Below are 20281 nucleotides of genomic sequence, written 5' to 3'. Positions count from 1 at the left end.
TTAAAGGCCCTCCATAAAAGCCACCATCTTCTGTCTGATGGTGTTATCTGGAAATGGACCGGATAAGGCGCCCATATTTTCACGCATATGCGCTACTTGACTGGTGGCTGGAATAGCGCAGGTGACGGCTGAGTGTGAGAGGATAAATTTAAGAAAAAATTGCGCCCAATAGTTGATACCCAGCTCTTTCGCCCATGGCGGTATTGCAGTATGCGTTACCCGGTCAAATAGACGCCCACCTTGTAACGGGCGGTTGGCAATCACCGCCACGCCTCTATCCATGACTAAGGGCAACAGACGTGCTTCAGCTTCTCTGTCCAGTACGTTGTATGTCAACTGGATAAAATCCAAAGGCTGCGTATTAATAATGTGTTCCAGCTCTTGGTGGCGGCGTCCATGAGATGTAGTGACGCCCAAATAGCGAATTAGCCCTTGCTCTTTCAGCTCTCTGAGTATTGGCAGATGACCTTGCCAATTTAACAGATTATGTACCTGCAATAACTCGATCTGTTGCCGCTGCCAAAGTCGTTGCGAGTCCTGAAATTGCGCTTTGCCTTCATTTATCGAATGAGTCCAGGTTTTAGTGGCCGCCATCAGCGCATCGGGCTTGCCCAATTTCTGCCAAGCCCAGCCCACGACCTCCTCCGATGAACCATACATAGGAGATGAATCTACCAGACGTCCTCCCATGCTCAGGAACGTCTCCAGAATGCCCGCGCGTATGGCACGAAAGCCGCTGTGATTGCCCACATTAAAGGTGATCCAGGTGCCCATCCCAAGGGCGGGGATTAATGCGCCGGATGCGGGGATCCTTCGCATCAGTGGCATTGCTGTACTTGCTATCAGAGGACAGCAGGTCAATACCGCTGCCGCGCCAGCGGCTTTTAAAAAGTGTCTGCGGGTAAAGGTGTTCATGAGAATTAGCCTGGCTGGCAGGGGGAAAGAACGCAAATTGTCTCAGGCGATTTGGGCAAAATTCAGGTTGAGCGTCGGCTAATAAGATATGCTTCAGGGAGTGGTCAGCAACCCAAACTCACTATGTCAGCAATCTTTTCTCGTCGTCAGATACTTAAGCTAGGCGCGCTTAGTGCGCTGTCCAGTGCGGGACTATTGGCATGTAGCAGGGAATCCGGGCTAGACAGACAATTGCATTTTGCGAATTTGCAGGAGGCTTTGGTCGAGTTTGCGCGTTTAAATGGCGCTGACAGGCTAAGCGAGCAGGCGCTCTGGAGTTGGCCAAAGACCCTTGTCCACTGTGCGCAAAGCATCGAGTTCTCGATGATTGGCTATCCTCAGCAAAAATCGGCTTTGTTTCAACAGACCCTTGGCCAGGCAGCGTTTAACCTGTTTAGCTGGCGAGGCCGAATGCAGCATGATCTGGCAGAAGCTATCCCCGGTGCACCTGATATCGAAACGATGCCCGATATTAAGCAAGCGCAGGACAGGTTACGTAGCGCCATTGAGCAGTTTTCATCTTATCGAGGAGAATTGCAGCCGCATTTTGCCTTTGGCGCTTTGTCTTTTGAGGAATATGAGCAGGCCCATGCCATGCACCTGGCCAATCATTTCTCAGGCTTTGAGATTATTGGCTAGGGCTTGCCTGCTGTTGTTCAAAGCGAAAGCCGGGGGGATACACATGAAACCCGTCAAAATCACCTTTGCTTAGATCGACACCGGCCTGGCGCAGCAGCGCGTAAACGATGCCCAAATGGAAGAAAAAATTCGGCAGCGCATAGAGATGGATATATTCCTCGGTAGAGAAATGTCGTTCGGCGAAGCCGGCCGTACTCCAGATATCTTCTTCCATGGGCTGCCCTTGTGCCTCATCGGGCAGGGCATGCAGGAAATCTTTGCCCTGCCTCACTAATGCCCTTAGACCATTGAAGCTGACGGTATCGGCCTTAAGCGGTGGAATTGGAAGATCGTACAACGGGTAAGCTGCCCGCAATGCAAAACCTACGCAGGTGCTTACTTGCTGATGAAAGGCAAACATATCCTCTGCCAGGCGGCTTTGCAGTATAGCCTGCTCTTGTGAGTCACTTTGTTCAATATGTTGCACGGCCTTTTGCAGCAAGATATCCAGCTGGCCGAGATAGCGCTCTAGTACCCGTAAATACACATTCCGTCTCCGTAGGCTTATTCTTCACCTTCATAATAGTTCAGGTTTTCCTGCACCCGGTTCATTAGCCAAAACCGATTGTTACCCTCCTTGTCACCCAAGGTGTAGGCAAGATATTTGTCTGAGTCAGGATAATATCCAACATCTGGCTCCAGCATGGTGCTGATCGCCAGGTATTTAAGGGGATTATTCGAATCGTTGATTATTTGATGAGCTTTGCCAAGATCGGGGGGACAGGCAATCACATCACCGGCGCTGATGGCATGTTGCTCATCACCAAAGCGCAGCAGTCCGTTGCCCTCCAGGACAATAAACATTTCTTCATTATTTTGATGAGCATGGAAAGGCCAGGCGCGTTTTCCGGCTGGTACAGTGACGACCGAACAACCCAATTTTTGCGCGCCGATTAAAGGGCCAAGGCGATTTACTGTGGCAACAAACTTGTTGTCCTGATTGATTTCACGGATAGGTAGGTCATCTGCATTAATATTCACTATGGGTTTCATAAACGTCTCATCGTCCTTCGCTGAATCGGTATAACCTACTGAAATCCTGGGGTAAGCGATAGGGGCACTGGCAATGAAATGTATAAGCAGAGCCCATCAGCTTGCATCCAAAAACCGGATAACAACCCCTAGTCGGGTTCATCGGTGGAGTAGCCTTGAATATGCTTGATTTCCACATCTATACAATGCTCATCTCGTTTGAAGCAAAGTTGACGGGTGGCGGCAACCGAGGCCAAGTCCAGCCAGGTATCTTCTGATATCCGTGCAGTATGTCTACCGTCAATGGATATCACCAGATCGCCAACCCGAATGTCTCTGTCATGGGCAGGAGAGTCCGGAGAGATAGCGCGCACCACAAACTCACCAGAGAGAATTTTGCGTAGCTCCACTCCTGTCAGGTTGTAGCGTATTGCTTTGTTTTTGGCTGGGCCAAGGTAAAGTTTGTCGCTGTGGTAGTCGATCACATATCGGCTCTGATTCAGCAAAGCACTGCCAATCACCCACCAGTCATCCGGATCGTCGCCGGGAATAAGGTGAGTACTGATGTTTTGGTAATGCCGGCTGGCCACTGTTAATGCCGGTAAGCGGAAGCGTCTGTGCTGGGTTTCTCCACTCAGGCCAAAATCACTGCCTCTAACTTGTATTGCCGGCAGGGGAATATCTTCACTCTTTGGATAGGCACTACTGAGCTTGAAGTAATGTCTGCTGCCGGTATCAATCAACACTTCTTCCATACGGCTATGCTGAACACTGAATTGCACTTCAACGGGAACTCTTATTTTGCCCATAAAGCGTTCAAAGGCTATGGCGGTATCATCATGCTCAGGTGCATAGGGCTGGTTGGAAATGGCGACAAAACTGGCAGATTTATCAAAATGCCAACTGAAATGGCGAAGCAGATCATAGCCCAGCACACCATCGAAAATGGCTTCATCTGCACGCAGGAAATAAGGGCTGCTTAACAGCGGAATTTGAGCAAGTTTAACGTCCCTAAATGTCGCAGGCCCCAGTGTCAGGGAATCAACGACGGTTTGATAAGCCTTGGAGTTTTCGCCATCTCCCCAGCCGCCAATTTCCAGCTCATATCCTCTGTGAAGATTCAGTGCTTTGACCTTGGGTGTGTCCATCAAAAGTGTAAAAGCCGCGCCGGTATCGATCAGCATTAAAAGTTCGGTGTTATCGTCCACTCTTATCTTGATATACGGCTTTTCGCCAATAAACCGGCTTTCCAGTGCGGCCAAACCTCCCGCATAGGATGATTGCCAGTGGGGACGGAGATCATTGTTGGCCTGCATCAACCGTAAAGTATTTACGGTTCCACAAGCGCTTAATCCTAAAAGAAAAATTCCCGTGGAGATGATCCTGATCCAGTTGATTGCCATGATTAAATACCGCTTCTGTTGGGTTCTGGCGCCTACACTACAGCGGATAAGGTCAAATCAGGGTAAAACACCTCGTCCTAATTATCTATAAATAGACGTCTAGACGTAAAGAAGTTGACATTTCCAGCCGTCTTGGCAAGATGCGCTTATGTCAGCCTGAGGAGAGACCCATGCCTATTCGTATTCCCAGCGACTTACCGGCGCAAAATGTGCTTGGTGAGGAAAATATCTTTGTGATGGATCTGGAGCGCGCCGCGCATCAGGATATCCGTCCATTGGAAGTCGGGATCCTCAATCTGATGCCCAATAAAATCGAAACCGAGGTCCAATTGCTGCGTCTGCTCTCCAATACCCCACTGCAGATTAACGTGGATCTGATTCGTATCGACAACGAAGCGCCCAAGCATACGCCGCAGGCGCATATGGACGCTTTTTACCATCAGTTTGATGACATTTCTGATAAGAAATACGACGGCCTGATTGTGACCGGTGCGCCGCTGGCCATGCTTGACTATGAGCAGGTGAAATACTGGGACAAAATGCAGGAGGTCATGGACTGGGCCCGTCGCCATGTGCAATCCACTTTGTTTTTATGTTGGGCGGCGCATGCGGCGGTGTATCACTATTTTGGCATCAACCGGGAGCTGCGTGATGAGAAATTGTCGGGGGTGTATCCCCATCAGGTAAATGTTGAGCATGATGAGCTGCTGCGAGGCTTCGACCCGGTGTTCAATGCGCCGCACTCGCGTTATGGTGAGGTGCCACTGGCCGATTATCAGTCCCGTCCGGAATTGCATGTGCTGGCCAGTGGCGAGCAAACCGGCGCCTATCTGGTGGCCTCCAGAGACAAACGTCTGGTCTTTGTGACCGGCCATCCTGAGTATGATCCGGAAACCCTGTCCCAGGAATATCAGCGTGACGTCAGTGCAGGCTTGTCGCCTAAGGTGCCACTGCGCTATTTTCCTGATGACGATCCCAACCAGGCCCCTTTGGTGACCTGGCGCTCACACGGTAGCCTGTTGTTCAGCAACTGGCTGAATTACTATGTTTACCAGACTACTCCATATGATCTGACTCAGATTGCCTAGGCTCGGGAGAGAAGCGTGCGAAGTGAAAAGTTAAAACAAGCGTTGCAAGCGCGCATTTTGGTCTTGGATGGCGCCATGGGCACCATGATCCAGCGCCACAAGCTTGAGGAAGCGGACTATCGTGGGCAGCGTTTTGCTACCTGGCATACCGATGTTAAAGGCAATAATGACCTGCTGGTGTTAACTCAGCCGCACATCATCCTGGATATTCATCGACAGTATCTGCAAGCCGGTGCGGATATCCTCGAAACTAACAGCTTTAACGCCACCTCCATCGCCATGGCTGATTATGATATGCAGGCGCTGGTATTTGAGATTAACCGCGAAGCGGCCAAACTGGCCCGTCAGGCGGCCGATGAATATTCCACGCCGGACAAACCCCGCTTTGTTGCCGGGGTGCTGGGTCCCACCAACCGCACCGCCTCCATTTCCCCCGATGTAAACGATCCCGGTAAGCGTAATGTCACTTTCGATGAGCTGGTGACGGCTTATGAGGAGGCGACCGAAGGCCTGATGGAAGGCGGCGCCGATATCATTCTGATCGAGACCATCTTCGATACGCTCAATGCCAAGGCGGCAGCCTTTGCGGTGGAAAATGTGTTTGAACGGCTGGATAAACGCCTGCCGGTCATGATCTCCGGTACCATTACCGACGCCTCGGGACGCACCCTGTCCGGGCAAACCGCCGAGGCTTTTTATTACTCGCTACGCCATGTTAAGCCACTGGCTTTTGGCCTTAACTGTGCCCTGGGGCCGGACTTGCTGCGTCAGTATGTGGACGCCATCAGTTTGATTAGTGAATGTTACGTGTCGGCCCACCCTAACGCGGGTCTGCCCAACGAATTTGGCGAATATGATTTGGATGCAACGCAGATGGCCAAACACATTAAGGAGTGGGCCGGATCGGGTCTGCTCAATATCGTCGGCGGCTGCTGTGGCACCACGCCGGTCCATATCAAAGCCATTGCCGAGGCAGTAAAGGGCGTTCCCCCGCGTCAGCCAGTGGCGGCGCCGGTGCGCTTACGGTTGTCCGGCCTTGAGCCCTTTGTGCATTAGGAGAGTGGTGTGAATCAAGCCAGCAGCAATTTTATCAATATCGGCGAGCGCACTAATGTCACCGGTTCGGCTGTGTTTAAACGCCTGATCCTGGAAGGTGATTTCGAGACGGCATTGGATGTGGCCCGTCAGCAGGTAGAAAACGGCGCGCAGATTATTGATATCAATATGGACGAGGCCATGCTCGACTCCGAAGCGGCCATGGTTCGATTCCTTAATCTGATTGCCTCGGAGCCGGATATCTCCAGAGTACCGGTGATGATCGACTCCTCCAAATGGTCAGTAATCGAGGCGGGTCTTAAATGCGTGCAGGGCAAAGCCATCGTTAACTCGATCAGTTTAAAAGAGGGCGAGGGGCCTTTTTTACAGCAGGCCAAACTGATTAAGCGTTATGGTGCGGCGACGGTGGTGATGGCCTTTGACGAGAAAGGCCAGGCCGATACCAAGGCCCGTAAGTTTGAGATCTGTGAGCGCAGCTATCAGCTGTTGACCGGGAAAATCGGTTTTGCCCCGGAAGATATTATTTTCGACCCCAACATCTTTGCCGTAGCCACCGGTATCGAAGAGCACAATAACTATGCGGTGGACTTTATCGAGGCTACCCGCCTGATTAAGCAAAAGCTGCCCCATGCGTCGGTGTCTGGCGGGCTATCCAATATTTCCTTCTCTTTTCGCGGCAATAACCCTGTGCGCGAGGCTATGCATTCGGTATTTCTTTATCACGCCATCAAGGCAGGCATGGACATGGCTATCGTCAATGCTGGTCAACTGGCGGTGTATGACGATATTCCCCTGGAGCTTCGTGAAGCGGTAGAAGATGTGATCCTTAACCGACGTGAGGATGCCACCGATCGCTTGCTGGAGATTGCACCCAAATATCAGGGCGATGGCAAAGCGGTTGCCAAAGAAACCCTGGAGTGGCGCAGCTGGCCGGTGAATAAGCGCCTCGAGCATGCGCTTGTAAAGGGCATCCAGGACTATATTGAGGAAGATACCGAAGCGGCCCGCCAGCAAGCAGACAAACCATTGCACGTTATCGAAGGGCCGTTGATGGATGGCATGAACGTGGTGGGCGACCTGTTCGGCGAAGGTAAGATGTTTTTGCCGCAGGTGGTGAAATCGGCGCGGGTAATGAAAAAGGCCGTAGCCTACTTACAGCCTTACATTGAGAGGGAGAAAAACGCCGGCAGCAGTAATGGCAAAATCCTGCTCGCCACCGTCAAAGGCGATGTGCATGATATCGGTAAGAATATTGTCGGCGTGGTACTGCAATGTAATAACTTCGAGGTGATCGACCTCGGCGTGATGGTGCCTTGTGAGAAGATCCTGCAGACCGCCCGCGAAAGGGGAGCGGATATGATTGGTCTTTCCGGCCTGATTACCCCTTCATTGGATGAAATGGTGCATGTGGCCAAGGAAATGGAGCGCCAGGGCTTCGATTTGCCCTTATTGATAGGTGGTGCCACTACGTCCAAAGCCCATACGGCAGTAAAAATTGAACAAAACTACCATGGCCCGGTGGTCTATGTGCCCAATGCGTCAAGGGCGGTGGGCGTTTGTCAGAAACTGATTTCGGTGGAGCATAGGGCCGAGTTTATAGACAAGCTCTCGGCAGAATATGATGTGGTGCGTGACCAACATGCCCGTAAACGTCCCCGTTCCAAACCGGTGACCTTGGAAGCGGCGCGAGCCAATGCCTTTAAACCGGATTTTAGCCACTATCAACCCACCACACCTAAGCACCTTGGCGTAAAAGCCATTGAGGCGGATCTGACGACTTTACGGCATTACATCGATTGGACGCCGTTTTTCCTGACCTGGTCTTTAGCAGGCAAATATCCGCGGATCTTGCAGGACGAAGTGGTGGGTGAAGAAGCGCAAAAGCTGTTTACCGATGCCAATGCCATGCTCGATGAGTTGACTACCAAGCAATCGCTGAAAGCCAAAGGCGTGATCGGACTCTTTGCGGCGGCAAGCATCGGTGATGATATAGAGATCTACGCCGACGACAGCCGGACCAAGAGGATATACATCGCCCATCACCTTCGCCAGCAGACCGAAAAGACTGACTTTGCCAATTATTGTTTAAGCGATTATGTGGCTGGCAAAGATACGGGTATTAAGGATTATCTTGGCGCTTTTGCGGTAACGGCCGGCATCGGCGAAGACACTCTGGCCCGCGCCTATGAACAGGCGGGAGATGACTATAACGCCATTATGGTCAAAGCTGTGGCCGACCGTTTGGCTGAAGCCTTTGCCGAATATCTGCACGAACAGGTACGTAAGCACTATTGGGGCTATGCGCCACAGGAAGCCTTAAACAACGAGGCGCTGATCCGCGAACAATATCAGGGTATTCGTCCTGCGCCCGGGTATGCAGCCTGTCCCGAACATACCGAAAAGCAGGCAATTTGGGATTTACTTGAGGTGGAAAAGCATACCGGCATGAAACTGACCGAAAGTTTTGCCATGTGGCCGGGGGCCTCGGTATCCGGCTGGTATTTTGCCCATCCAGAGGCTAAGTATTTTGCCGTGGCACAGATCCAGACTGATCAGTTGGAAGACTACGCCACACGCAAAGGTTGGAGTTTGCAAGAGGCAGAAAAGTGGCTGGCGCCTAACTTAGGATAATAAAAGGATGCCAATGGAAAAACCTTTTAGCCAGGCTTGTGAGAACAACAAAGGGCCCATTCTTGAGGTGCTCAAAAAGCACTTCAGGCCCTGCTCCCATATTCTGGAGATTGGCTCGGGCACCGGTCAGCATGGGGTGCATTTTGCCCCGGCGTTGCCCCATCTTATCTGGCAATGCAGTGATATGCCTGGCAACCATGCCGGTATCAATGCCTGGATAGATGAAGCGCCGGCACACAATCTCAAACGCCCCGTAGCCTTTACTATTGGACAACATCCCTGGCCAAAGGGCGACTTCGACGGCGTTTTTAGCGCTAATACCGCCCATATCATGCAGCCACAAGAAGCGCGCCTGATGATGGAACTGGTGGCTCACAACCTGCCAAAAGGTGGTATTTTCTGCCAATACGGGCCGTTTAATATAGATGGACGCTACACCAGCGACAGCAACCGCTCCTTTGATGAGAGCCTGCGTAATCAGGGCTATGGTGGTATCCGCGATATCGGCGAGCTGCAAGATTGGGCTGTTTCGAAGTTACAATTGGTAGAACGTCTGGCCATGCCGGCCAATAATTTTACCCTAGTGTGGCGTAAGGTCTGACAATGGTTTAATCCACATCCCGCCACAGTGAGTCAACCCGTGCTTGTCAGTCCCTAAGACACCAATCCTGACAGGGAACCGCTGACAAATAAGAAGATGAGGCCCACCACCAAGGCAATGCCGATAATAAGTTTGTGATGTTTATTAGTGATCATGGTCTGCCCCCCAGCGCTTTTCCAGACTATAGCAGTTACCCTAAATCTGCGCGAAACGGCAATAACCGGGAAGCATCTTTTTGATACTCAAGTACTTGTTCGGCTTCTTGTTGAAGGTAGGTGGCAATGGCGTGTCGAAAGGCGGGATCGGCAATATAGTGATTCGAATAACACAATGTGGGCTCAAACCCTCTCAAGATTTTGTGTTCTCCCTGAGTGCCAGGGTTGAACAGCGTTAACCCCCGCTCAATACAAAACTCTATTCCCTGATAGTAGCATGCTTCAAAATGCAGCCCATCGACTTCCTGCACACACCCCCAATAGCGGCCGCACAGGCTATGGTCATCATAGAAGAATAAAGATGCTGCAATGGGCTTCTCTGCTTTATATGCCAGCACCAGCATCATTTGATGGACCAATACTTTCCTAAGCTGATCAAAAAATGCCGGGGAAAGATAGCCGCGATGGCCGGAGCGTTTCAAATAGGTTTGCTGGTAGCACTTTACAAAAAAATCCATGGCCGTCTCATCTATTTGCGTGCCGGTTAAACGCCGACAACAAATACCGTAATCTGTCAGCTTCGCACGCTCCTTCTTCAGGTTCTTCCGTTTGCGTGAGGCAAAGCAGTTAAGAAATGCGTCAAAGTCGCCATATCCACGATTTAGCCAATGAAATTGAACGGAGTGCCTTTTAATGAAGTTTTGTTCTTGTAATTGCCGACTCTGCTCTGCGTTAGGGAAGAGGATATGCGCACTTGAGAACCCATGTTCTTGACAATGCTGCGCGAGAGTCTGGCTAAGGGCGGGCCAAAGATCATCTGCTGATATACCTTCGGCCAACAATAAGCGCGGCCCCGGCACCGGCGTGAAAGGAATGGCGCTAAGCAACTTCGGATAGTATTGAAAACCATAACGCTGATAGGCTTCTGCCCAGGCAAAATCAAACACATATTCACCATAGCTGTGGTGTTTCACGTACAGTGGCAGCGCAGCAACTAACTGCTCTTTGCTGAAGACCAATAAATGATGAGGAAGCCAGCCCGTTTGCCCGCTCACGCAGCCCGTTTGCTCAAGCGCATTGAGAAATTCATGGCGTAAAAACGGACAGCCCGCTGTTGAGAGGGCGTTCCATTCGCTGGCGGGGATATTGTCCAGGCTGTCTAAGAATTGGAATCGCAGTTCCTGTATCATGCTGCAAAGTGTAATCAATGCTAGTGATGGAATGCAGTATGTCAGAGGCGGATCGTAAGATCATCGAACAACTGGTTGCGGGTCTGTTGGCGAGGCGCGAGCATAGCCTGGCAGAGCTGCGGGCCAAGCTTGCTGCAAGGGAACTGGATAGCGCTTTATGTGAACAGGTGTTAGCGGATTTTACGCAAAGAGGATGGCAGTCCGATGAAAGGTTTGCCTGCTTGTTTGCCAGGCAGCGCAGTCAGAAAGGGCAGGGCGAGCTGCGTATCCGGGGCGAACTTCAACAACGACAGGTCGCTTCAGCGCTGATAGAACAGGCGTTAGCCGAGCTGGACGTGGATTGGTTTGCTGCAGCTAAGCGTGCACACGACCGAAAATATCTTGGACGAGCACTGGATTTCAAAGAAAAACAACGCCGGGCCCGATATTTACAGTACAAAGGTTTTAGCCACGAGCAAATCCGCTATGCCCTGGAGAGTCTGGACGACAAATAATATAGATGGTGGCCATCTCTTCACTCGATACAAATATACATTTTCATCGGCCTTTAAGGCCCAGATCTGCCCACAAGAAAGGGTATTTAACAGTCTGTTTACAAGATTTTTGTAGCAACCCTTCAGAAAACTCAACATTCCTTCGCCATCGCCTGTATGGGAGCGGTTAGCCCCACTGACAGCGGCGCATATTTCATGCTATTGTGCTTGCCAATTGATATTGGTCAGACCTTGTGGCTTATAAGTCTTCTGTCTGACCACCTGATAACCAGTAATTAGCGGATTTCGAGAACACCATGACTATCAGCACCGCCGACATTAGACGCGCATTTTTGGACTATTTTGCCAAGCATGGCCACCAAGTAGTGGCAAGTAGCTCGCTGGTGCCTGCAGATGATCCGACCTTGCTGTTTACCAATGCGGGGATGAATCAGTTTAAGGATGTATTCCTGGGTGCTGAGAAACGCGCCTATACCCGAGCGGTATCTTCGCAGCGCTGTGTACGTGCCGGCGGCAAGCATAACGATTTAGAAAATGTGGGCTACACCGCGCGTCATCACACCTTTTTTGAAATGCTGGGTAACTTCAGCTTTGGCGACTATTTTAAGCAAGAAGCTATTCGTTTGGCTTGGAATTTCCTGACCGAAGAGCTCAAATTGCCAAAAGAGAAGCTGCTGGTCACGGTATACGCCGAAGATGATGAAGCCTTCGATATTTGGGAGAAGGAAATCGGCGTGCCAGCGGAAAAAATTATCCGTATCGGCACCAGCGATAACTTCTGGTCAATGGGCGATACCGGTCCTTGTGGTCCGTGCTCAGAGATTTTCTACGATCACGGTGAACATATCTGGGGTGGCCCTCCTGGATCCCCTGAGGAAGATGGCGATCGTTTTATCGAAATCTGGAACCTGGTGTTTATGCAGTTTAACCGCCAGGCCGACGGCAGTATGCAGCCGCTGCCCAAGCCATCCATCGATACCGGTATGGGCTTGGAGCGTATTTCCGCCATCCTTCAGCATGTGCACAGCAACTACGAAATCGATTTGTTCCAGGCGTTGATCCGCAGTGCTGCCGACATCACTGGCGCGAAGGATTTGGCCGATAAGTCTTTGCGCGTTATTGCCGATCATATTCGTTCATGCAGTTTCCTGATTGCTGATGGCGTACTGCCATCAAACGAAGGGCGTGGCTATGTGCTGCGCCGTATTATTCGTCGTGCCGTACGTCATGGCTACAAACTTGGCGCCAATGATATTTTCTTCTTTAGACTGGTTGCTGAGCTCGTCAAGCAAATGGGAGAGGCCTATCCAGAGCTAAAAGCGCAACAAGCCACCATCGAACGCGTGCTCAAAGCCGAAGAAGAGCAGTTCTCCCGTACTCTCGAGCGCGGTATGCAAATTCTCGGCGACGCGCTGGAAAGTCTGGAAGGCGATACTGTTCCCGGGGAAGTGGTGTTCAAGCTCTATGACACCTATGGTTTCCCGGCTGATTTGACCAACGACGTGGCTCGTGAGCGCGGTTTTAAGATTGACCAGGCCGGATTTGAAGCAGCTATGGCCGAGCAGCGCAAGCGTGCACAGCAGGCGAGTCAGTTCGGCACCGATTACAACGATATGCTGACCAGCGAACAGCGTTCTGACTTTACCGGCTATGAGCATGAGCAAGGTAAAGCCAAAGTGGTTGAATTGTTCAGCCAGTCAGCGGCTGTTAATGAACTTAAAGCCGGTGAACAAGGTATTGTGGTGCTGGACAGCACTCCGTTTTATGCCGAGTCAGGTGGTCAGGTAGGTGATACCGGTTTACTTAGAGTGGCTAACGGCGGCTTCCTGGTGCAAGACACCGTCAAACTGGGCAGCGCCATCGCCCATAAAGGCATTGCCCAGGCTGATATTAAAGTAGGCGATTTGGTTGATGCCGAGATTGACGCCAAACGTCGTCAGGCCATCAAACTGAATCACAGCGCAACTCACCTGCTACATGCTGCACTCAAACAGGTGTTGGGTGAGCATGTTAACCAGAAAGGCTCTTTGGTTGATCCGGAACGCCTGCGTTTTGACTTCGCTCATTTCGAAGCGGTAAGCAAAGATCAACTGCTGCAAATTGAAAACCTGGTTAACGAACAAGTTCGCGCCAACCATGACCTGGCCACACGTCTGATGGGCCTGGAAGCAGCTAAAGCTGCAGGCGCTCAAGCACTGTTTGGCGAAAAATACGATGACGAAGTGCGAGTGGTATCCATGGGCAGATTCTCCATGGAACTCTGCGGTGGTACCCACGTTAAGCGCACCGGTGATATCGGTTTATTTCGTATTACCAGTGAAGGCGGCATCGCTTCTGGTGTGCGCCGTATCGAAGCAGTGACCGGTGAGGCAGCCTTGGCCTTTAGTCAACAGCAAGCTTTGCAGCTATCTTCACTTGCCGCATTGGTGAAATCCGATACCAACAGTTTGCCGGACCGCATTGCACAGTTGCTGGAGCAGTCAAAAGGACTCGAAAAAGAATTGCAACAGCTTAAGCAGAAGATGGCCAGCCAGGCGGGTAGCGATCTGTTGTCTCAGGCCAGTGAAATTAATGGGGTTAAGTGCCTGTCTGCTAAGTTGGAAGGAGTAGAGAGTAAGTCATTACGCGACTTGATGGATACCCTCAAGAATAAGCTGGGCTCCGGTATCTTGATGTTGGCCGTGGCCGAAGGTGAAAAAGTCAGCCTGATTGCTGGGGTGACCAAAGATCTGACCGATAAAGTGAAGGCAGGTGAGTTGGTAAACTTTGTTGCTCAGCAAGTTGGGGGAAAAGGCGGTGGCCGTCCGGACATGGCGCAGGCAGGCGGTACACAGCCGGAAAATCTCGACAAAGCGCTGGCCAGCGTGTCGACATGGTTACAAGATAAGCTATAATCCGCGCCGTTTCTCAGGTTTGTTTTTGCCGTGACACAAAAACAAGGAATGGCCTGATGCGTAAAATTGCTGGTGAGATCAGAAATTTACGCTAGTTTTTTAGTGATGGACATTTTTTGGAATAACGGAACAGGAGCAATAGAATGCTGATTTTGACCCGTCGTGTAGGTGAAACCCTGATGATTGGTGACGAAGTGACCGTCACTGTGTTGGGTGTAAAAGGAAACCAGGTACGTATTGGCGTGAATGCGCCTAAAGAAGTGTCTGTACATCGCGAAGAAATCTATATGCGTATACAGGCTGAGAAAAATGCCCAATATGGTTCTCATGAGCCAGGCAACTCACGAAAAGATGACGATGCATAATCGCAAAAAGGCTGGGTAACCAGCCTTTTTTAATGGCCCAAATTTCCCATCCCGCTTTTTGTTTTTATGTAGTTTCTATTGGCCATCAGGGCTAATTTCCTCTCAGAACAGCTTACAAAACAGACCTTATTGCAGGCATTTTGAACTAATAGTGCAAAATGCCAACACATGGTTTTTTGAAAGGGAGAAAAGGTTTGACTTCCTTCATTGGATCAGTAAACTTGCGCCCCACATTTAGGAGAGATGGCCGAGTGGCTGAAGGCGCACCCCTGCTAAGGGTGTATAGGTTAACCCCTATCGAGGGTTCGAATCCCTCTCTCTCCGCCATTCCTTAACTTGAAGGATTGGCGAAACAGATCACGCGTGTGTAGCTCAGTTGGATAGAGTACCTGGCTACGAACCAGGCGGTCGGAGGTTCGAATCCTTCCACACGCGCCATATAAAGAAAAAGGCCCTGCTTTGCAGCAGGGCCTTTTTCTTTATATCGTCCCGGGATGGGTAAGAACTCCCAGGTTCGACTAAAACGCTTGGAGCGTTTTAGGACATCGTTGCTTTTTGACGACGGCCCGCAGGGCGCTGGACAGGACAGTCCAGCGTAATCCTTCCACTTCACGCACCAGTCGTTCTCAAGAAATTTTTAAGTTGTTAGCGCCACCTCAACCAACAACTGCTCAACCATATCCGCCATCTGCCTTAGCATCACCAAATCCGCAGGAAGCAGCTCTTTAGGAGCAGAATCAATAATACATAGCGTTCCTACTTTATATCCATCTGGACTAATAATCGGCGCGCCCGCATAGAAGCGAATATGCGGGGCACCGGTTACCAAAGGATTGTCGGAAAAGCGCTCGTCGTTTCGGGCATCTTTAACATAAAAGATGTCATCTTGATTGATGGCGTGGCCACAAAAAGAGATGTCTCTCGATGTTTCCTCTGCATCCAATCCCTGCTTGGATTTAAACCACTGTCGGTCAGCATCTATCAAACTGACCAAGGCCAGGTCCACATCAAAGTAGTCCTTTGCTTTGGCGGTTATTTTGTCAAACCTTTCATCTGCCGGGGTATCTAATATTTCCAGGCGATAAAGTGCACACAGGCGCATGGTTTCATTGGTGGGGAGTTTCGGTTTTTGCATCAATTCTGCTACCTGATACTGCTTAGTGGCCGAACTGCATAAGCCAAGATTGAAGTTCACAGATTTACTACGTCACCAGTGTTTAAACGATCATTGTTGTGCGAAACAAAACTAGCATGCGCTCAGTTGTTACTCCCTGTTCATCCTTGACTATTTGTTCCCCGGGCAACAGGTTTGAAGAAATTGACCCATGCAGACGAGTAAAATAGTATTGCATTTACCTAAATGACGTGTAGAATGCGCCCTCGCTGTGACAGGGTGACCTGGCAAACAGCCAGAATTCAAGATTTACGCGTGTGTAGCTCAGTTGGATAGAGTACCTGGCTACGAACCAGGCGGTCGGAGGTTCGAATCCTTCCACACGCGCCATATAAAAGAAAAGGCCCGCTCGAAAGAGCGGGCCTTTTCTTTTATACCCCGTCGTGGGACGGGGTAAGAACCTCCCGGGTTCGACTAAAACGCCAGGAGCGTTTTAGGACATCGTCGCTTTTTGACGATGGCCCGCAGGGCATTGGGCAGGACAGCCCAATGCAATCCTTCAACCAGTCAATAATGATTTAAAGCTAGTGCATCGCGTGTTTACATCCCTGTACGGATATTCCAGTCAGCCCTTCCTTGGGCTGCCGTTCAGCCAGGCGGCGCTGAGCGCCTAAAGAAACTGACTTCACCCTTCCACACGCGCCATATAAAAGAAAAGGCCCGCTCGAAAGAGCGGGCCTTTTCTTTTATACCCCGTCGTGGGACGGGGTAAGAACCTCCCAGGTTCGACTAAAACGCCTGGAGCGTTTTAGGACATCGTCGCGTTTACTCACCACCTCCATGTGGTTCGTCCTGCGGACCAGCTAAAGCTGTTGATGGTTGCTCCGGGCAACCATGCTGACGATGGCCCGCAGGGCATTGGGCAGGACAGCCCAATGCAATCCTATTGCTGGCTAATTTCAGCGTTCTCAGGTCTTACATCCCTGTAGCCGTGTTCCAGGCGCGCCATCCACGGCGCGCTGTTCATCACTCTCGGAGTTGTGTTAAGCCACTCCTCGCTCGCTTACAGCCTTCACCCAATCACAAACCAAAATCCCAATAAACCAACTACCCTAGAATCATTAAAACTAAAGCTCCAGAAGCTTTTCATGCATGAATACCTAAAATAAGTGAATAAAAAGTAATTTCATATGCATAAATTAACCGCGCTACGGTGTTGTTTTAAACCTAACCTCATGCTACTTATCATTTTTTAAGCAAGGACAGAATACAAATGACAACAAGCGTACAGTCCCTTCTTTTCGATGCTGCCATGTTGTTGGTGGTGGGCATGCTGGTAGTGTTTCTGTTCTTAAGCTTGCTGATTGGTGCTATTCAACTGGTTAGTCGGTTCTGCAAGCATACAATCGATGAGCCCATATCTGTGCCGGCAAATCTCAGTGCCAAGGTCGACAATCCAGGAGCGGCGCCATCGGCCTCTGTTATCGCCGCTATCAGCGCCGCCATCCATCAACACCGCCAACAAAAATAGGGAGTATTTATGACCAAGCCTCTCGCTCTGACTGAACTCGTACTGCGTGATGGACATCAGTCGCTGCTCGCAACACGTATGCGCTTGGACGATATGTTGCCGATTGCTGAAAAGCTGGACCAAGTAGGTTTTTGGTCCATGGAGTCATGGGGCGGTGCCACCTTTGATGCCTGTATCCGCTACCTGGGTGAGGATCCTTGGGTACGTATTCGCGAGCTTAAAAAGGCGATGCCTAATACTCGCCAACAAATGTTGCTTCGCGGCCAGAACCTGCTCGGCTATCGGCATTATGCCGATGATGTAGTGACAAAGTTTGTAGAGCGGGCTTATGCCAATGGTGTAGAAGTGTTTCGTATCTTTGATGCGATGAATGATGTGCGCAATCTGCAAACCGCCGTCAAAGCCACCATTGATGTCGGTGCCCATGCTCAGGGTACACTGGCTTACACGGTCAGCCCGGTGCACAACCTGGACATGTGGTTAACCATGGCGCGTCAACTGGAAGACATGGGCGTGCATTCCATCTGCATCAAAGACATGGCTGGCCTGCTAAAGCCTTATGACTGCGAAGCCTTAATCCTTGGTCTTAAAGAAGCGGTAGCAGTACCTATTACCATGCAATGCCATGCCACTACCGGGTTAAGTACGGCCACCTATCAAAAGGCCATCGATGCTGGCATCGATATGCTCGACTCTTCCATTTCATCCATGAGCATGACCTATGGCCATACCGCCACTGAAACTGTGGTAGCGATGGTGGAGGGCACCGAGCGGGATACCGGCCTGGATTTGCTGTTATTGGAAGAGATAGCGGCCTACTTCAGAGAAGTGCGTAAAAAATACGCCCGCTTTGAGGGTAGTCTTAAGGGCGTGGATGCGCGGATCCTGGTGGCACAGGTGCCGGGCGGTATGTTAACTAATATGGAGAACCAGTTACGCGAGCAAGGCGCCGAAGACAGATTGGATGAGGTGTTGAAAGAGATCCCCAAGGTCAGGAAAGATCTGGGCTATATCCCCTTGGTTACTCCCACTTCACAAATTGTCGGTAGCCAGGCGGTGCTGAATGTGCTGACCAACGAGCGCTATAAGAGCATTACCAAGGAAACGGCCGGCGTGCTTAAAGGTGAATATGGCGCCACGGCTGCTCCAGTGGATAAGGCATTGCAGGCCAGGGTTTTGGATGGCCAAGAGGCTATCACTTGTCGACCGGCAGACCTGCTGGATGATGAATTGGATAAGCTCACCGCGGAGTTATCCAAGCTGGCCTTAGAGAAGGCCATTAAACTTGCTGAAAATAAAGTTGATGATGTGCTTACCTACGCACTTTTCCCCCAGGTAGGCCTGAAATTTCTGGAAAATCGCAATAATCCTGCGGCCTTTGAGCCTGCGCCGGGTCTTGAACCAGTTAGCAAGCCTGCGGCGCCGGCAGCTAGCTCAGGAAAAAGCCCTGCCAGTTATGCGGTGCGTGTGGATGGCAAGGTCTATCAGGTAGAGGTAGCCGATAGTGGTGAACTGACCGATATTAAACCGGTAAAAGGCGCCGAAGATCCGCCGCAAAAGGCCTCGGTGGCAGGTGCCGAAACCCTTAATGCGCCATTGGCCGGGAACATTGTCAAAGTGCTGGCAAAACCGGGAGTAAGCGTCAACAAAGGAGATGTGGTGCTACTGATGGAAGCCATGAAAATGGAAACCGAGGTGCGCGCGGCTCATGCTGGCCAGGTGGCTGAAGTGCTGGTCAAAGAAGGCGATGCGGTGCAAGCGGGCCAACCACTGCTGACTCTGGGGTAAGCCGATGGAGAAGTTACAGATCCTGTGGCAATCCACGGCCCTGGCCAATTTCCAGTGGGGCCAGTTGGTGATGATGGCGGTAGGGCTACTGCTGCTCTACCTGGCGATTGTGCGTAAGTTCGAGCCCCTGTTGTTATTACCCATCGGCTTTGGGGCAATACTGACCAATATTCCGCTGGCTGGTTTCAGTGAACCAGGGGGGCTGTTGTATTACGTTTATCTGGTCGGTATTGAAACCGGGGTTTTTCCGTTGCTGATTTTCATGGGCGTAGGGGCACTTACCGACTTCGGTGCCTTGATTGCTAATCCACGAATGTTGCTGCTGGGGGCGGCTGCGCAGTTTGGGATTTTCGCGACCTTATTCGGTGCCATCCTGTTAAACCTGATCCCGGGTTTTGACTTTACCCTCAAAGACGCCTCAGCTATCGCTATTATTGGCGGTGCTGATGGGCCTACTGCTATCTTTTTAGCTTCACGGCTGGCACCGGATCTGCTCGGAGCCATCGCGGTGGCAGCCTATTCTTACATGGCGTTGGTACCCATTATCCAGCCCCCCATTATGAAAGCCTTAACCAGCCAGGCTGAGCGGGAAATTGAGATGGCACAGCTACGCGTCGTTTCAAAGAAAGAGAAAATTTTATTCCCGCTGATGGTGTTGATGCTGACCATTTTGTTCTTGCCTACAGCCACACCTTTAGTTGGGATGTTTTGCCTGGGCAACCTGATGCGTGAGTGCGGTGTCGTAGAGCGCCTCAGTAAGACAGCTCAAAATGAGCTTATTAATGTGGTCACTATTTTCCTCGGCCTTGCAGTCGGCTCCAAACTCTCCGCCGATAAGTTCCTGAGTCTGGAAACTCTTGGGATTTTGGCCCTCGGTGCTATTGCCTTTGCCATTGGTACTGCGGCGGGTGTGTTGATGGCGAAGCTTATGAACAAACTAAGCGGGGGGGGGATCAATCCCTTGATTGGTGCAGCCGGCGTTTCCGCGGTGCCGATGGCGGCCCGGGTTGTTAATAAAGTGGGTCTTGAAGCCAATCCCCATAACTTCTTGCTGATGCATGCTATGGGCCCTAATGTGGCAGGCGTGTTAGGCTCTGCTGTCGCCGCTGGTATCCTCCTCGCGCTGGTGGGGTAAATCGGGACCGTTATGCCGGTGGCATAACGCAGCCCGATTTACGGACCATTTCGCCTGGAACGAAATGGAACAGCTATGCTGGCCCGAAGGGCGAAGGACAGGGATAGTCCGGAGTAACCCTGGGTAAACCACTACAGAAATTAGCGAAAACGTGGAGCTAATTTAGTGGTTTACGGGAAGGCATAGGATGCCTGAGCTGGGCTTTTAGCGCAGGCGGGAAGCCGGAGGTAAA

At 51.0% G+C, this 20281-nt stretch carries 17 protein-coding genes and 3 tRNA genes; 14 read left to right on the top strand and 6 right to left on the bottom strand.

The window, feature by feature from the left end; translation table 11 throughout:
• Entirely contained in the window at positions 1–915 is a 915-nt protein-coding gene (locus tag P2G88_RS08390; RefSeq protein WP_275795410.1) for an aldo/keto reductase, read from the bottom strand.
• A 123-nt stretch (positions 916–1038) separates the two neighbouring features.
• Between P2G88_RS08390 and P2G88_RS08385 the strand changes: the two genes are divergently transcribed.
• On the top strand, positions 1039–1593 hold the full coding sequence (locus P2G88_RS08385) for a DUF1569 domain-containing protein (RefSeq protein ID WP_275795409.1): 555 nt from the start codon (positions 1039–1041) through the stop codon (positions 1591–1593).
• Here the strand turns inward: P2G88_RS08385 and P2G88_RS08380 are convergent.
• From P2G88_RS08380 to P2G88_RS08370, 3 genes are all read right to left on the bottom strand, one after another.
• Positions 1583–2119, bottom strand: a complete 537-nt coding sequence (locus P2G88_RS08380; protein ID WP_275795408.1) for a DUF1993 domain-containing protein — start codon at positions 2117–2119, stop codon at positions 1583–1585. The two genes, P2G88_RS08385 and P2G88_RS08380, sit on opposite strands and share 11 nt — an antisense overlap.
• A gap of 17 nt (positions 2120–2136) precedes the next feature.
• Entirely contained in the window at positions 2137–2625 is a 489-nt protein-coding gene (locus tag P2G88_RS08375) for a cupin domain-containing protein (RefSeq protein WP_275795407.1), read from the bottom strand.
• 128 nt (positions 2626–2753) lie between these two features.
• Positions 2754–3866 carry an aspartyl protease family protein gene (locus P2G88_RS08370; RefSeq protein WP_275795406.1) on the bottom strand — a complete coding sequence of 371 codons (1113 nt, stop codon included), beginning with the start codon at positions 3864–3866 and terminating at the stop codon, positions 2754–2756.
• Positions 3867–4177: 311 nt separating this feature from the next.
• Between P2G88_RS08370 and metA the strand changes: the two genes are divergently transcribed.
• Genes metA through P2G88_RS08350 form a run of 4 tightly spaced genes read left to right on the top strand, consistent with a single transcriptional unit; the run spans position 4178 to position 9383 of the window.
• Positions 4178–5095, top strand: coding sequence for a homoserine O-succinyltransferase (gene metA / locus P2G88_RS08365; protein WP_275795405.1), 918 nt, complete (start codon positions 4178–4180; stop codon positions 5093–5095).
• Positions 5096–5110: 15 nt separating this feature from the next.
• The gene (locus tag P2G88_RS08360) at positions 5111–6151 is read left to right on the top strand and encodes a homocysteine S-methyltransferase family protein (RefSeq protein WP_275795404.1); all 1041 of its coding nucleotides are present in this window, start codon (positions 5111–5113) and stop codon (positions 6149–6151) included.
• Positions 6152–6160: 9 nt separating this feature from the next.
• Positions 6161–8782 carry a methionine synthase gene (metH, locus tag P2G88_RS08355; protein ID WP_275795403.1) on the top strand — a complete coding sequence of 874 codons (2622 nt, stop codon included), beginning with the start codon at positions 6161–6163 and terminating at the stop codon, positions 8780–8782.
• Between the two features lie 7 nt (positions 8783–8789).
• Positions 8790–9383, top strand: a complete 594-nt coding sequence (locus tag P2G88_RS08350; RefSeq protein WP_275795402.1) for a DUF938 domain-containing protein — start codon at positions 8790–8792, stop codon at positions 9381–9383.
• Between the two features lie 190 nt (positions 9384–9573).
• On the opposite strand, the gene P2G88_RS08345 is transcribed toward P2G88_RS08350, so the two are convergent.
• Complete coding sequence (locus tag P2G88_RS08345) at positions 9574–10728, bottom strand: GNAT family N-acetyltransferase (protein WP_275795401.1); 1155 nt, start codon at positions 10726–10728, stop codon at positions 9574–9576.
• 38 nt (positions 10729–10766) lie between these two features.
• Here P2G88_RS08345 and P2G88_RS08340 point away from each other — a divergent pair, with 38 nt between their 5' ends.
• The 5 genes from P2G88_RS08340 (at position 10767) to P2G88_RS08320 (ending at position 14919) form a co-directional block, all read left to right on the top strand.
• Positions 10767–11222, top strand: a complete 456-nt coding sequence (locus P2G88_RS08340) for a regulatory protein RecX (RefSeq protein WP_275795400.1) — start codon at positions 10767–10769, stop codon at positions 11220–11222.
• Between the two features lie 296 nt (positions 11223–11518).
• Positions 11519–14116, top strand: coding sequence for an alanine--tRNA ligase (alaS, locus tag P2G88_RS08335; protein WP_275795399.1), 2598 nt, complete (start codon positions 11519–11521; stop codon positions 14114–14116).
• 143 nt (positions 14117–14259) lie between these two features.
• Entirely contained in the window at positions 14260–14481 is a 222-nt protein-coding gene (gene csrA / locus P2G88_RS08330; protein ID WP_275795398.1) for a carbon storage regulator CsrA, read from the top strand.
• 237 nt (positions 14482–14718) lie between these two features.
• Positions 14719–14808: transfer RNA gene (locus P2G88_RS08325), tRNA-Ser, on the top strand.
• Between the two features lie 34 nt (positions 14809–14842).
• A tRNA-Arg gene (locus P2G88_RS08320) sits at positions 14843–14919 on the top strand.
• Between the two features lie 199 nt (positions 14920–15118).
• On the opposite strand, the gene P2G88_RS08315 is transcribed toward P2G88_RS08320, so the two are convergent.
• The gene (locus P2G88_RS08315) at positions 15119–15676 is read right to left on the bottom strand and encodes a GAF domain-containing protein (RefSeq protein ID WP_275795397.1); all 558 of its coding nucleotides are present in this window, start codon (positions 15674–15676) and stop codon (positions 15119–15121) included.
• A 232-nt stretch (positions 15677–15908) separates the two neighbouring features.
• Between P2G88_RS08315 and P2G88_RS08310 the strand changes: the two genes are divergently transcribed.
• The 4 genes from P2G88_RS08310 (at position 15909) to P2G88_RS08295 (ending at position 20049) form a co-directional block, all read left to right on the top strand.
• Positions 15909–15985 (top strand) — tRNA-Arg (locus P2G88_RS08310).
• A gap of 883 nt (positions 15986–16868) precedes the next feature.
• A complete protein-coding gene (locus tag P2G88_RS08305) occupies positions 16869–17126 on the top strand; it encodes an OadG family transporter subunit (RefSeq protein WP_275795396.1) in 258 nt (85 codons plus the stop codon).
• A 9-nt stretch (positions 17127–17135) separates the two neighbouring features.
• The gene (oadA, locus tag P2G88_RS08300; RefSeq protein ID WP_275795395.1) at positions 17136–18914 is read left to right on the top strand and encodes a sodium-extruding oxaloacetate decarboxylase subunit alpha; all 1779 of its coding nucleotides are present in this window, start codon (positions 17136–17138) and stop codon (positions 18912–18914) included.
• A 4-nt stretch (positions 18915–18918) separates the two neighbouring features.
• A complete protein-coding gene (locus tag P2G88_RS08295) occupies positions 18919–20049 on the top strand; it encodes a sodium ion-translocating decarboxylase subunit beta (protein ID WP_275795394.1) in 1131 nt (376 codons plus the stop codon).
• Positions 20050–20281: the final 232 nt, after the last annotated feature.

It is taken from the genome of Aliiglaciecola sp. CAU 1673, assembly GCF_029223185.1.
Lineage (GTDB): Bacteria > Pseudomonadota > Gammaproteobacteria > Enterobacterales > Alteromonadaceae > Bowmanella.
The sequence above is the reverse complement of the archived record's forward strand: the minus strand, read 5'-3'. Positions and strand labels throughout refer to the sequence as shown.